Genomic DNA, 13,220 nt, shown 5'->3' with positions numbered 1-13,220 from the left:
CGACACTATCGGAAAGAATCGAGCGCGGTCCAGGGTGGAGATCATGGTCGGGCCGAAGAGCCTGTTGTCGTAGACACCGCAGGTGAAGGGTCGGTTCTTGACGAATAGTCCCGCGAGCGCGTTTTCGCGATGCCGGGTCTTGACGTGAGCAATGACACCTCCGTACGCTGCGTTCTCACCGAAACTATCGGTTATTTTTCGATCGCCTGGGCGTGTCGGCTTCCCGGCAGCCATCGGATCGACTCGACGATGGCGTCCGGATTCGCGGACGACCCGATCCGGCGGCCGCGTCAACGGAGGCTCTCGTGCCCTCGATGTGCTTCCAGGAGCGGCGATGAAGGAAATCATGCTCGGACGTCGGCGATTCATGACCGCCTCGGCGGCAGGCCTGGCCGTCCTCGGCCTGGCCGCGTGCGGCGGCGGCAGCGATCCGACGCGGAGCGGCACCACCGTGTGGTCCCTGGAGGACCCGGTGCAGAACCCCATCCAGGAGGCGGCGATCGATGCGTTCAATCAGGGCGCGACCAGCCGGTTTCGACTCGAGACCTTCGCCAACACCGCCTACGCGCAGCGGCTTCGGGTGTCGATGGGCACGCCGAACGCTCCCGCGGTCTTCTTCAACTGGGGCGGGGCCAGCATCCGCTCCTATGTGGAGGTCGACCAGGTCGCCGACCTCACCGACCGGCTGGCGGCGGACACCGACTGGCGGGACTCCTTCTTACCGGCGGTGCTGGACGCCGGGCGCATCGACGGCCGCAACTACGGCATCCCCCTGCGGGGAATGCAGCCGGTCGTCCTCTTCTACCACACGGAGCTGTTCGCCGAGAACGACCTGCGCCCGCCCGAGAACTGGGCGGAGCTGCTGGACCTGGTCGATCGCTTCCAGGCCATGGGGGTCACCCCGTTCGCCCTCGCGGGCACGGAGAGCTGGACCCAGCTCATGTGGCTGGAGTACCTCGTGGACCGTCTCGGCGGCGAGCAGGTCTTCGAACGCATCGCCGCGGGCGAGGAAGGCGCCTGGGGCGACCCCGCGGTGACCGGGGCGCTCGACCGGATCACCGAACTCGTCGACCGGGGCGCCTTCGGCACCAACTTCTCCTCCGTCAACTACGGCGCGGGCGGCGCCTCCACCCTCTTCGCCATGGGTGACGCCGCCATGCACCTCATGGGCACCTGGGAGTACCCCAACCAGCTCGATCAGCAGCCGGACTTCGCCCGCGACGCCCTCGGCTGGACGACCTTCCCGGCCCTGGAGGACGGCACCGGCGATCCGAGCGCGGTGGTCGGCAACCCCACCAACTACTTCTCCGTCAACAGCGCGGCCGCCGACGTGGACGAGGCGGTGGAGTTCCTGCGCGAGCACATGAACTCCGAAGCCTACGTCGACGCCCTCATCGACGCGGGCGACGTGCCCGCCATCACCGGCATCGAGGACCGCCTGCGTACGGCGCCCAACGCGGAGTACGCCCTGTTCATCTACGAACTCGTCGGCGGCGCCGCCGCCTTCACCCCCTCCTGGGACCAGGCGCTGCCGCCGGAGGAGGCCCAGCTCATGCTGACCACCCTCCAGGAGGTCTTCCTCGGTGAGCGGGACTCCGCGAGCTTCGTCGAGGTGCTGGAGTCGGGCAGGTGAGCGACCGAGCCCTCGACCGGACCACCCGGCCGGGAGTCTGGTACGCGGTGCCCGCGATGGTCTTCTTCGGGCTGTTCGCCCTGGTTCCGCTGGTCTTCGTCCTCGTGTTGTCCTTCACCCACTGGAACGGTCTCGGCGACCCGCAGGCCGCGGGCTGGGCCAACTGGGAGCGGCTCGCCGCCGACCCGACGGTCCTGGACTCCCTGCGCATCACCGTGGTGCTCGGCGTCGTGTGCTGGCTCGTGCAGACGCCGCTGAGCCTGCTCCTCGGTGTCTGGGCGGCCGGGCATCAGCGCAACCGGGCGGTGCTGTCCGCGGTGTTCTTCCTGCCGCTGCTGCTGTCCGGGGCCGCCGTCGCCATCGTGTGGCGCTCGCTGCTGGACCCGAACTTCGGACTCGCCTCGGTGCTCGGTCCGCTGGTGGGCGTCCCCGACGGCAACCTGCTCGGCAGCGGCACCAGCGCGCTGCTGGTCATCGTCGTCATCGTGGCCTGGCAGTTCGTGCCCTTCCACACCCTCCTCTACCAGGCCGCGGCCCGACGCATCCCGCGTCAGCTCTACGAGGCGGCCCGAATAGACGGCGCGAACCGGCTGCACCAGTTCCGCCACATCACGCTGCCGCAGCTGCGCAACACCATCATCACCTCGTCGCTGCTGATGGTGGTCGGCTCGCTGACCTACTTCGAGACGATTCTGATCGTCACCGACGGCGGGCCGGGCAGGGCGACCGAGGTGCTGCCGTACCGGATGTACGAGGCGGGCTTCCGCAGTTACGAGATGGGGTACGGCGCCGCCATCGCCTCCGCGCTCGTGCTGATCGGCACCCTGTTGTCGCTGATCATGGTCCGTTTCAGCGGCTTCAGCAAGATGCGCTCGACCCTGGAGGGCCTGTAGCCATGAGCCTCACGACCGCGACGGCGCCGCCCGCGGCGCCGGGCCCGAAAGGTCGCCGGAGTCGGCAGGCGCGGCGCAGTCGGCTGGAGCCGCCGAACCGCTGGGCGGGCCTGCTGACGATCGGCTGGCTGATCGTCGTCGCCGTCCCCCTGCTGGTGATGATCAGCTGGAGTCTCCAGAGCCGGGACGCCTATCTCGCGGAGGGACCGCTCGCCCCGCCCAGAGCGATCACGGCCGAGAACCTGGTGACGGTGTTCGACTCCGGGTTCCTTCAGTTCTTCCTCAACACCGCCGTCGTCACCGTCGCCTGCGTCGGCCTCACCCTGATGGTCGCGGTGCCCGCCGCCTACGCCATCGTCCGGTCGCCGAGCCGGATCGTCGCGGCGGGGTTCCGAGGGTTCCTCCTGGGACTCGCGATCCCCGCGCAGGCCACGATCATCCCCATCTACCTGATGATCGCCCGCATGGGGCTGTACGACACGCTCGGCGCGATCATCCTGCCCACCACGGCCTTCAGCCTGCCGCTCGCGGTGCTCGTGTTGGCCTCGGCGTTGCGGGACGTGCCGCGTGAACAGTACGAGGCGATGACTCTCGACGGTGCGAGCTCCTGGCGGATGATGTTCTCGCTGGTCGTCCCGATGTCGCTGGGCAGCGTGATCACCGTGGGCATCTACACCGCGCTCACGGCGTGGAACGGCTTCATCTTCCCGCTCATCCTCACCCAGTCCGAGGATCAGCGGGTACTCACCCTGGGACTCTGGAGCTTCCAGAGTGAGTTCGGGGTCAACGTGCCGGGCCTCATGACGGCGGTGCTCCTGTCGGCGCTGCCGGTCTTCGTCGCCTACCTCTTCGCCCGGCGCTGGCTCATCGCGGGACTGGCCGGAGTGGGCGGGAAATGACGTCGACCGCCCGCCGCGGACATCTCGACGGCACGCGCGATTCGCGGTGGGGGATCATGGCCGGATGAAGAACTCGCCGGTGAGGCGTCTGCCAGCAGGTCTCGTGGGCGCCTGGGGACTGCTCACGGGGCCGAGCGCCGACCCGGTCCGCTCGGCCGTCGTCGCGGGCTGTGCCCTCGGCGGCGGCGTCGGCGCGCTGCTGCTCGCCCCGCCGAACTGGACGTCGTGGCAGCTGCTGCCGGCCGTCCTGCTCGCCGTCGACCTGGTCGGCGGGCTGGCCGCGGGAGCGCTGCCCCCGTCGCGGCGGACCACGGCGTCGGAGCGGACGGCGCCGGCTCGGCTGCTCGTCGTCGGCGCGCACGTGCTGCACCCCGCGCTCGCGGTGCTGTTGTTCGGCGCCCGCTGGGAATGGGGTCTGCTCCTCTTCCTCGCCATGGCCTGCACGGTCCTGGTGCTGCCGCGCGTGCCCGCCGATCTCGTCGCGGTCGTCGGGCTGGTGGCGACCACCGTCGCCCTGACGGTGTCGGTCGCGTTCTTCGGCGGGCCGCCTGCAGGCCTTGCCTGGCTGGCGCCCGCCTATCTGGTGAAACTGGTCGTGAGCGCGATCCTCGGACAGACGGCGACATCCCGGACGTGGACGGCCGCCGAACCCGATTCGAAGCCCGTCTCCTCGGCGCGCGCCTCCTCGTGACACCGGGCAGGTCGTCGCGGTCACGCGGTTCCGGCGTCGCGGTCCGCCGAGGACGGGAGCCGGTTCGCGTCGTCCCGGTCGAGGGGATCGTCCCGCTTCGCGCGGCGGCGTGCCTCACGTCGGACACGGCGCCTCGACCGCCTCGCCGTCCCGGTCCCGCCGTCCGCCGTCGTCGTCGCTAAATGATTCGCTCTGGGGGCGCGCGTCGGCCACGATGAGCGGCGACGGCCGCGATGGTCGGCGACGAGCTCGGCAGGTAGGAGAGCAGCATGGCCAGGAAGCGCAACAGCCTTCTCGGGGTGGGCGGCCAGCGGACCAAGTCGCCGCGCACGGCGCATCACCCCGACGGCATGGGCGTCGGCCCGAGCCAGGACGCGGTCGATCGGAAACAGGAGATCCTCGCGAAGATGCGCAGGCTGTCCGAGCGACCCGCCGACGCGGACGGCGAGACGGCGAAGAGCCAGGACTGACCCTGCCGGGGTCGGTGCCTGCCACCGACGGCCTGCCTCGGCGGCAAGAGGTTCACGAGCTCGGCCCGGGCGGGTCCTGCGGCTTCGACCGCCGCAGGACCGACTCCGACCGTGCCCGCGGGCCGTCGTCGAGCGCCCGGCATGACGTCTGACCACGACGCCCGACCTGATCCCGTCGGGGACCACGGAACGCAAGGTGCCCCGCGGTTCGCCGTCGCCGTCGAGCACCCGATGTCCGGGTGCGACCTCAGTTCGTGGCGGGCGGCTCCGTCATCCCCGCGACATGGTCGGCGAGACCCGGATGACAGACCGGGCACCTCGGGAGCGCGCCGCCGTCCTCGACGGGCTCGCAGATCGCCCCGCACACCCCGACGTCCACCTGTCGGTAGGTCGGGTCCCTGCGGTGTTCGAGCCTGCGGAACACTCCGGCCCATCGACGTCTGGGCGGCCGAGTGCCCTCGGCGGCGCGGCGTCGAGAACCGTCGTCCGTCGACGTCGGGATGTCCTCGTCGATCAGGGACATGTCGCCCCCACCGGGGTGCACAGCAGACGGACGCCCTTCTGCACGGAGTCGGCGAGCTCTCGGGCCGGGGCGCGTTCCAGCCGCCACACGTCGGTGAGCGCGCCGCGTCCGGACAACGACAGCTCGACCGCGTCTGCCGAGGTCCGCACCCAGAGCACTCGGATGGCCAGTCCGGGGCCGAGGGCGGGCAGCAGCCGGGACAGCGCGCGGGGCGCACGCAGCACCCGGCACAGCACCTCCGCCTGCTGGGGTTCCAGCGCCGCCAGCCCGCGTGCCGTTCGACCGCCGAGCTGGAGCAGGACTCGACCCTGGGTCCGGTCGATCGTCACGATCACCGGCTGGCGTCGATCGCGCGGCCCGACCAGCGTCGCGGAGATCGGCACCGCGAAGGACACGTCGTGGTAGATCATCACCCGCCCGCTCTCGTCCTGGTGCGTCGCGGCGTGGCGACGGTCCTCGGGACGCGGGTCGGGGGCAGGGCTGCTGGTGGTGGAACTGGGGTCACGTGATCTCCTCCGGTGAGGAGGCCGACGTTAGGAGCGGGACCGTCCGCGCGGCTAGGACGCCATGTACCACTGCCCGGATGTGTCAGTCGGAGACACCCAGACGATGGGCCAGCGCGCGCAGCGGGGTGGACCGTTCGGCACCGAGCAGTTCCGACACCACTCGTCGCGGCAGTGTCTGGTACTCCATCCAGTCCGGGGCCATCCGCTCCGCGACCAGCAGTGCCTGCACCGCCTGCTCCCGTCGACCGAGCCGGGCGGCGGCGAACGCCTGATCGGTCAGGTGGCGCGCGCGGGAGGCCAGGGGGAGGGTCGAGTTCGGCGGCATCCGGGCGGCGGCGGTCAGCGCGCCCGCATAGTCCTCGGTGACCACGGCGACGTCCACCGTCTGCATCGCCACCTGGGACGGCCCGAAGTAGGTCTCGTAGTCGACGCGGTCGCCGGTGTGCGCGGCGACGTCGGCGGCCTGCGCGAGCAGGTGTCGTGCCTCCGCGGCGCCGCCGGCTCTGGCGGCCGCGGTGGCGCCGGTGGTGATCAGCGATCCGTAGGCGGCCAGCCGGTCGGGGCTCGCGTCCGGGCCGGGTTGGATCGATGCCGCCGCGTGGGCGGCGAGGCGCTGTGCCTCGACCTGGCGACCCTGTACGAGCAGCTGCCAGGCCGCGGAGCCCCGCAGCACGGCGGCGAGCAGATCGTCTCCGCCGCGATCGGCGGCGCTGATCGCCTGTCGGATCGCCAGCCAGGCCGGGTCGGGTTGTCCGAGGTGCACCAGCGTGCAGCCCGCCAGCCACAGACAGCGGCTCAGCAGCTCGTGCGGCTCCGGGCGGGTCGACGCCGCCGCCGTCGCTCGAAGCTCCGCGATCATCGAGGGCAGCAGCCCCAGGAGCCGGGTGTAGCGACCGCGCCAGTAGGCGGCCCAGCCGTAGCCGACGGTACGACCGGCCTGCTCCGCCGACGGCGCCTCCTCTGGCGTCGCCTCGTCGTCCAGCAGGTCGTCGATGGTCGTCAACGCGTGGCGGACGGCGATCAGACTCGCCTGCGGCTCGCTGGCGAGCGGCCCGCCGCGGCCGCCCAGGAGGTCGGCGACGTCGACGTCCAGCGCGCGGGCGATGGCATGCAGGCTGCCGATGGACGCCCTCTGTCGGGCCCCCTGTTCCAGCTTGCGGATCAGATCGACCGAGACGCCTGCCGCGTCGGCGAGCTCGCGCTGGGTGAGGACCCGGCCGCGCAGACCGCGGATGCGCGCGCCGATGTGGGATTCCGCCGACACCGCTGCTCCCAGCGTCGAAGTGGGGGCGTCGACCGGAACCGTCGCGTGCTCGGCGTCGCACCGTGCGGCCCGACGGCCGGCGGTGCGACGTCGACCTCGGCCCGAAGATCGTTTCGAGCCTAATGCCGAGATCGTCTTCTCGGGTTCACCTGATGCGGTGGTTCCTCACACCGTGCTTGACACGCGGCTCGTCCTGGCGTCCGCGATTCCCCGCGCGTGCCGCCTCGCCGATCGCGCGTGGCCGCCGTCGCGGGTGCCTGCGTCGACTGTCGTCACTCCGGTCCGTCGCCGACGATCAGACGGCGCGGTACGGCGCCGGTCTCTCTTCCCGGTCCCGCGCGCTCCGACGACCGGGACGCCCGCACCGCCGCGGGTGCGTGTGAGCGTCCAGCTCGTGCCGGGCCCGCCGCCTCAGTCTTCGCCCGAGGGCGCCCAGCCCGGGATGTCGCCGTGCAGTCGGTGGTAGAAGGGGTCGGCCGGATCGAGCTGGTCGCGTCGGACGACGGCCCCGGTGAGCGCCGACCGGTATAACGCGGTGATCAGCTCCAGCGTCTCGCGCCCCTGGTCGCCGCTCACCGGCGGGCGCTCGCCGCGTTCCATCGCGTCGAGCACGAGGGTGAGCTGAGCGCCGTGCGAACTCGGCACGTCGGCCGAGGGCGACGCCCAGGCGAGCGGGCGGGCCGCGTCGACGACCGAGGGCGCCGGGGTGTAGCGCCAGTCGGCGTTGCGATGGCCGTAGAGATGCGTGACCTCCACGGTGGCCTCGGTGAGATCGATCCGCAGCCTGCTCACCTCGTCCGGCGACAGCACGCTGTTGACCACGGAGGCGAGCGCGCCGGAGGCGAAGCGGACCGAGGCCACCGAGACGTCCTCGGTCTCCACCGCGCGCTCCAGCCTGCCCGCCATCGCGCTGACCTCGGTCCACTCGCCGAGCAGGGCGAGCAGCAGATCCATCTGATGGATGCCGTGGCCCAGGGTCGGCCCGCCGCCCTCGGTGGACCAGCGACCGCGCCAGGGCACGTCGAAGTACTCGGGGCCGCGGAACCAGGTGGTCTGGCAGAGCGCCACCAGGGGTCTGCCCAGCTCGCCGCGGCGAATCAGCTCGGCGGCATGCCGCGCGCCCGAGCCGAACCGATGCTGGTACACGACCGACGCATAGGGGCCGCCCGGCCGTTCGGCTGCCTCGATGCGGTCGAACTCCGCCAACGATCGACACGGCGGCTTCTCGACGAGGACCCAGGCACCCGCCGCCAACGACGCGACGACCGCGTCGACGTGGGCGGCGGGCGGGGTGCAGACGTGCACGAGATCCGGGCGTCGACGGGCCAGCATCTCCTCGACCGTGGTGTACCCGTGTCGGACGCCGGTCCGGGCCTGGAAGTCGGCGAGTCGGCGGGGATCGACGTCGACCGCCGCGACCAGCTCCACCCGGTGGGCCTCGGCTCGTAGCGCCGGGATATGGCAGACCTCGGCGATTCCGCCGGTCCCGACGATGGCCGCGCGCAGGGGACGGGAGAGGGTCATGGGGCTCCTCTGGTATCGCGGGCACCGGGAGGGGCGTGGTGATCTGGCGGTGGTGTGCCCGCGGCGAGCGGGCCGGACGCGCGCCGACACGACCGGGGACGATATCGAAACTTTCAGTCTGCTCGACGGTATTCCAGTGTGTGAGCAGTCGTCAAGGCCGGCCGATCTCCCGGCGGAGTCGGCGGGATTCAGGCGATGCCCACCGGGTTCAGCGGTTCCGGCGAGGTGTCCGGTCCGGAGGCGTGCCGTCCGAAACGATCGGAGGCCTCCGCGGCGAATTGTCGGCCTGGCGGTGTCGCGGGACCATGTCTCTCATGATCGGACGCTGGCACGCCCTGGTGATCGACTGTCCCGAACCCGCCGAGCTGGCGGAGTTCTATCAGCAGCTGCTCGGCATGGTCCGAGTGCAGGACGAATCGGACTGGGTGGTCATCGGCGACGCCCCCGACCGGCCGGGCATCGCGTTCCAACGTGCTCCCGAGCAGCGGGCGCCCCGCTGGCCCGATCCGCATTCGTCGCAGCAGATGCACGTGGACGTGCGCGTCGACGACCTCGACGAGGGAGAGCGGGCGGTGCTGGCGCTGGGGGCCCGCCGCCTGCCGAGCGACTCGCCGAACTTCCGGGTCTTCGCCGACCCGAGCGGGCATCCGTTCTGCCTCGTCGCCTGGTGAGGCTCTACTCAGGGTGTCGGGGGTGCCGGTTCACTCCGGCGGCCTCGGGGGTGCAGTGCTGCCGCGCACCACCAGGCTGGTGGCCAGTTCGATACGGGTGTGCACCGGTTCGTCGCCCACCGCGAGGGCCAGGGCGAGCCGGGCACCCGCCGCCGCCATCTCCTCCAGCGGTTGACGCACCGTCGTCAGCGGCGGCCCGATCCACTGGGCCACGGGCAGATCGTCGAAACCGATGACGCTGAGGTCCTCCGGCACGCGCAGGCCCGCCTCCCGCGCCGCCTGGTAGACGCCCATCGCCTGGAGGTCGCTGCCCGCGAACACGGCCGTGGGTCGGTCGGGTCCGCTGAGCAGCGCCGCGGCCTGCTGATAGCCGGCCTCCACGTGGAAGTCGCCGTGGCGCACCAGGTCGGGGTCCACCGTGAGTCCGGCGGTCTCCATCGCCGAGCGGTAGCCGTCCACTCGCGCCCGGCTGCACAGCGTGCGCTCCGGCCCGCCGATGACGGCGATCCGTCGATGGCCGAGGCCGATCAGATAGCGAGTGGCGGTGAGCCCGCCGCTCCAGTTCGTCGCGCCGATGGAGGGCACGTCGGGCCCCGGCTCGCCCGCCGGGTCCACCACCACCAGAGGGATGCCGCCGGAGCGCAGCCGGGCCTGCTGTTCGACGCTCAGATCGGAGAACACCGAGATGACGGCGGCCGGCCGCCGTCGCAGCACGTCCTCCACCCAGCCTCGGCCGGGGGTGCGTCTGCCCTGGAACTCCGAGAGGACCACGGCCATGTCGTTGTCCCTGGCGACCTGCTCGACACCCCGGATGATCTCGATCGCCCAAGCGCTCTCGAGTTCGTGGAACACGAGGTCGAGCAGGTTCGCCTTGACGGACCGCTGATCGCTGCGTCGTTGGTAGTCGTACTTGCGGATGATCTCCTCGACGCGCCTGCGCGTCTCGCGGGCGACGTCGGCGCGGCCGTTGACCACCTTCGAAACAGTCGGAACCGAGACGCCCGCCTCCTCGGCGATCTGCGCGATGGTGATCTTGCCGGTCGGGGTCTTCGCCGAGTCGGCCGAGTCTGTCGTCGCGCGCATGCCCGGAGTCTACCCAGGTCCCTAGGCCGGACGTCGTCACCGGATGGCGGGGGACTGCGCCGATCGGACCCTGTGCCTTCTCTGCGCTCGCCCTGCCGTGGCAGAAACGATCGGACATATGGGCGAAACATTCAGGAACCTCCGGGTCGAATCGATCGCTCGGCACCTCGATCCGCGTACCGGACGTCGCCTGTGCGGCGCGATCGTCGCCCCTCGAGAAGGGGTGAGCCGGATGAGACCGAGCAGCATCGCCGCGGCACCGGCGGGCTGCTCCGTGATGGCTGCCTGCCCCGTGACGGCCGGCTGTCCGTCGATCGCCCCATCCCGAGCACGCGCCGGTCTGCCGCCCCCGACCGCCACGGTCGGGGGCGGCGAAGCGGCGGTGCCACGTGCGGGCTAGGGCACGCCGGGGTGTGCCTGCTCTCTCACCGCGGCACGTCCTCCCCCGCCGGATCGGGACAACCGGTGCGCACGGTGTCGCCCGCCGGCGGCTCGGACGGCGGCGTCGCCCGCGTTCGCGGTCGCATGACCCCGATCGCCGGATCGGGCGGTGACGACGTCACCCGGCTCGGCTCCGAGCCGACCGCCGTGGAGTTCACCGCCGCCGGGTCGACGGCCGCAGGGATCCCCGCGGCGGGATCCGTCGCCGCGACGCCCGAGACCCGCGGGCCGCTCGATGCCGGTGACACCAGGGCCGGGTCGTTCGGCCCCGACTCCGTCGGGACGGCGAGCTGCGCGATGAACGCACCCAGCACGACGACGACCGCCCCCACGGTCTGGGGGAGGCTCAGCGTCTCGCCGAGCAGCAGCCAGGCCAGCGCGATGGCGGTGACGACCTCCAGATAGGCCACCGCCCCGGCGATCGGCGCGGAGAGACGTCGGACGGCGCCCACCCCGGCCAGGTAGGCGACCGAGGTGGACACCACGCAGAGCCAGGCGAGCAGAGCCGGCGCGGGCATCGCGAGGCCCGCGACGTCGACCGTGCCGCCCACCAGCTCCCAGGGCAGCGACCAGGGCTGGACGATCGGCACCAGGACCAGACTGCCGACGATCGCGCCGTAGGCGATCACGGCGGGCGGATCGACGTCCGGACCACCCGCGTCGGAGAGCAGGAAGAACGCGGCCTGGCAGGCGGCGGCGACGAGGGCCAGCGCGATTCCGATCGGATCGAGTCCGCCGCCGCCGGTGAACGCCTCGACCAGCAGCGTCAGGCCCGCGACGGCGAGGATCACGCCGACCACCGCCTGCCGGGACACTCGTCTGCGACGCACCACACGCAGCCACAGCAGGACCAGCACCGGGCCGAGGAACTCCAGCAGCAGCGCCACCCCGACGGGGATCCTCGCCAGCGCGGCGAAGTAGAAGGCCTGGATGCCCGCCATCGGGAAGACGCCGTAGGCCAGCAGCAGCCAGGGGTGCCGCCGCAGCGCGGCCCGGCGGCGCAGTGCCACGGGCAGCAGGAAGAGTGCCGCTCCCGTGACGCGCAGCCAGGCGACGTGCAGCGGGTCCAGCCCCGCGTCGATCAGGGGACGGGCCAGCGGGCCGGAGGCGCCGAAGGCCAGGGCGGCCAGCAGCGCGAAGCCCAGCCCGGCGGGCCTGTCACGACGATGTTCGGTCACGTCGCCGCCTGTCCGGGGTGCCGTCCGTGGTCGGTCGAGATGTCGACGCCGCGGCCTGCGGGGCAGGTGCGGCGGCGAGCGATGCGGCGATCTCTCGCGGGCCGCTCGTCGGGATGCCGCCTGGTCCACGGCGCGGGGAGCGGGGCCGAGGACGGCGTTCGTCGCTGATCTGACACGGCGTTCACGCTGCCGGCGGCCCGATCGTCAGTAAAGTGAATGAAATTTAGGCTTCGTCGTCAGCTGGGCTTACCGGTCCACCCCGTGGAAGGGGCGTCGTCGTGCTCGATCTCCACCGGCTCCGTCTGCTGCGCGAACTCAGTCATCGCGGCACCCTCGCCGCGGTGGCCAAGGCGCTGTCCTACACCCCGTCCGCGATCTCGCAGCAGCTCACTCAGCTTGAGGCCGAGGTCGGCGTGCCGCTGCGCGAGCCGGTGGGCAGGAGAGTCCGGCTGACCGCGCAGGGCGAGATCCTGGTGGCCCATGCCGAGGCGGTGCTGGAACGGCTGGAACGAGCCGAGGCGGATCTGGCCGCGTCCATGCGGGAGGTGACGGGCACGCTGCGCATCGCGGCCTTTCAGACCACGATGCTCACGCTCGTGCCGCAGGCCCTGACGACCCTGCGGCAGGCCCATCCCCGGCTGCGGGTGGAGGTCACGCAGTCCGAACCCGAGGAGGCGCTGCCCGCGCTGCTGGCCAGGGACTTCGATCTGGTGCTCGCCGAGGAGTATCCGCACGATCCGGAGCCCCGACCGCTTGAGATCGAGCAGGAGGACCTGTGTGAGGACGTCATCCGGCTGGCCTGCAGCCTGCCCGTCGAGGGCGCCGATCCCGCCGCACGGCTGCGGTCGGCCGCCGCCCGTCCGTGGATCATGGAACCCGCGGACAACGCGGCGGGACGCTGGGCGATGTCGCTGTGTCGCTCCGCGGGGTTCGAGCCGGACGTCCGCTTCGTGACGTCCGACGCGCTGACCTGCCTTCGGTTCGTCGAGCAGGGCCACGGTGCGGCGTTGATCTCCGACCTGGTGTGGGCCGCTCGGTCGCCGACCGTCTTCCTGTCGCTGCTGCCGGAGCCGTGGGGCAGGCGGCGGCTGTTCACCGCCGTGCGGCGGGGCAGCGGGGCGCACCCGGCGGTGCGCGCCTGCCGGGACGCGCTGCGCGCCGCGGCCGCCGCCTGAGAAGGGCGGACTGAGGGGCCTGCCCGCGGACGCCGATTCCGTGTGCCCGCCCCGATGTGGCCGGTCCCGCCCGGGTCCGGTTGAGTCGTGCCGCCGTGGGCGGTCCGACCGGAGCCCACCGGAGTCCGCTCCACCACCGCGGCGCGTCCGTCTCCGCCCGACCGCCCACCCGGCCCGTCCCGCACGAGTGCGGGGGGCGCGGGCCGCCCGACCGTGCGGGGCTCGTAGGCAGACGATCGGCGCCGCGGCCGCACCCGCCCCACCGCGGC

General features: G+C 72.1%; 13 protein-coding genes. 7 read left to right on the top strand and 6 right to left on the bottom strand.

The genetic code is table 11. The features are described from left to right. Positions 1–334: 334 nt before the first annotated feature. The 5 genes from AHOG_RS17070 (at position 335) to AHOG_RS17050 (ending at position 4,586) form a co-directional block, all read left to right on the top strand. Positions 335–1,633, top strand: a complete 1,299-nt coding sequence (locus tag AHOG_RS17070) for an ABC transporter substrate-binding protein (protein WP_211290426.1) — start codon at positions 335–337, stop codon at positions 1,631–1,633. Beyond that, a complete protein-coding gene (locus AHOG_RS17065) occupies positions 1,630–2,526 on the top strand; it encodes a carbohydrate ABC transporter permease (RefSeq protein ID WP_245856275.1) in 897 nt (298 codons plus the stop codon). Before AHOG_RS17070 ends, AHOG_RS17065 begins: the two co-directional genes overlap by 4 nt. 2 nt (positions 2,527–2,528) lie before the next feature. Then, positions 2,529–3,425 carry a carbohydrate ABC transporter permease gene (locus tag AHOG_RS17060; RefSeq protein WP_093942251.1) on the top strand — a complete coding sequence of 299 codons (897 nt, stop codon included), beginning with the start codon at positions 2,529–2,531 and terminating at the stop codon, positions 3,423–3,425. 79 nt (positions 3,426–3,504) lie between these two features. Beyond that, positions 3,505–4,116 carry a hypothetical protein gene (locus AHOG_RS17055; RefSeq protein ID WP_157736869.1) on the top strand — a complete coding sequence of 204 codons (612 nt, stop codon included), beginning with the start codon at positions 3,505–3,507 and terminating at the stop codon, positions 4,114–4,116. 269 nt (positions 4,117–4,385) lie between these two features. Further along, positions 4,386–4,586, top strand: coding sequence for a DUF6243 family protein (locus AHOG_RS17050; RefSeq protein WP_093942249.1), 201 nt, complete (start codon positions 4,386–4,388; stop codon positions 4,584–4,586). Between the two features lie 247 nt (positions 4,587–4,833). On the opposite strand, the gene AHOG_RS17045 is transcribed toward AHOG_RS17050, so the two are convergent. From AHOG_RS17045 to AHOG_RS17030, 4 genes are all read right to left on the bottom strand, one after another. Then, positions 4,834–5,109: a hypothetical protein gene (locus tag AHOG_RS17045; RefSeq protein WP_093942248.1), complete on the bottom strand. Its 276-nt coding sequence runs from the start codon at positions 5,107–5,109 to the stop codon at positions 4,834–4,836. After that, positions 5,100–5,522, bottom strand: a complete 423-nt coding sequence (locus AHOG_RS17040) for a hypothetical protein (RefSeq protein WP_157736868.1) — start codon at positions 5,520–5,522, stop codon at positions 5,100–5,102. Before AHOG_RS17040 ends, AHOG_RS17045 begins: the two co-directional genes overlap by 10 nt. 175 nt (positions 5,523–5,697) lie before the next feature. Then, complete coding sequence (locus tag AHOG_RS17035) at positions 5,698–6,879, bottom strand: helix-turn-helix domain-containing protein (RefSeq protein ID WP_093942246.1); 1,182 nt, start codon at positions 6,877–6,879, stop codon at positions 5,698–5,700. A gap of 411 nt (positions 6,880–7,290) precedes the next feature. Continuing rightward, entirely contained in the window at positions 7,291–8,403 is a 1,113-nt protein-coding gene (locus AHOG_RS17030) for a Gfo/Idh/MocA family protein (protein ID WP_093942245.1), read from the bottom strand. Between the two features lie 314 nt (positions 8,404–8,717). On the opposite strand from AHOG_RS17030, the gene AHOG_RS17025 reads away from it, so the two are divergent. Beyond that, on the top strand, positions 8,718–9,074 hold the full coding sequence (locus AHOG_RS17025; RefSeq protein ID WP_184450939.1) for a VOC family protein: 357 nt from the start codon (positions 8,718–8,720) through the stop codon (positions 9,072–9,074). Between the two features lie 30 nt (positions 9,075–9,104). On the opposite strand, the gene AHOG_RS17020 is transcribed toward AHOG_RS17025, so the two are convergent. Together AHOG_RS17020 and AHOG_RS17015 are read right to left on the bottom strand one after the other, a co-directional pair. Next, on the bottom strand, positions 9,105–10,157 hold the full coding sequence (locus AHOG_RS17020; RefSeq protein ID WP_093942243.1) for a LacI family DNA-binding transcriptional regulator: 1,053 nt from the start codon (positions 10,155–10,157) through the stop codon (positions 9,105–9,107). Positions 10,158–10,582: 425 nt separating this feature from the next. Beyond that, positions 10,583–11,776, bottom strand: a complete 1,194-nt coding sequence (locus AHOG_RS17015; protein ID WP_093942242.1) for an EamA family transporter — start codon at positions 11,774–11,776, stop codon at positions 10,583–10,585. Positions 11,777–12,054: 278 nt separating this feature from the next. On the opposite strand from AHOG_RS17015, the gene AHOG_RS17010 reads away from it, so the two are divergent. Continuing rightward, positions 12,055–12,951: a LysR substrate-binding domain-containing protein gene (locus AHOG_RS17010; RefSeq protein WP_093942241.1), complete on the top strand. Its 897-nt coding sequence runs from the start codon at positions 12,055–12,057 to the stop codon at positions 12,949–12,951. Positions 12,952–13,220: the final 269 nt, after the last annotated feature.

The sequence above is a fragment of the Actinoalloteichus hoggarensis genome (assembly GCF_002234535.1).
Classification (GTDB): domain Bacteria; phylum Actinomycetota; class Actinomycetes; order Mycobacteriales; family Pseudonocardiaceae; genus Actinoalloteichus_A; species Actinoalloteichus_A hoggarensis.
Note: the sequence above shows the minus strand (reverse complement) of the source record. Positions and strands in the feature narration are given on the sequence as shown.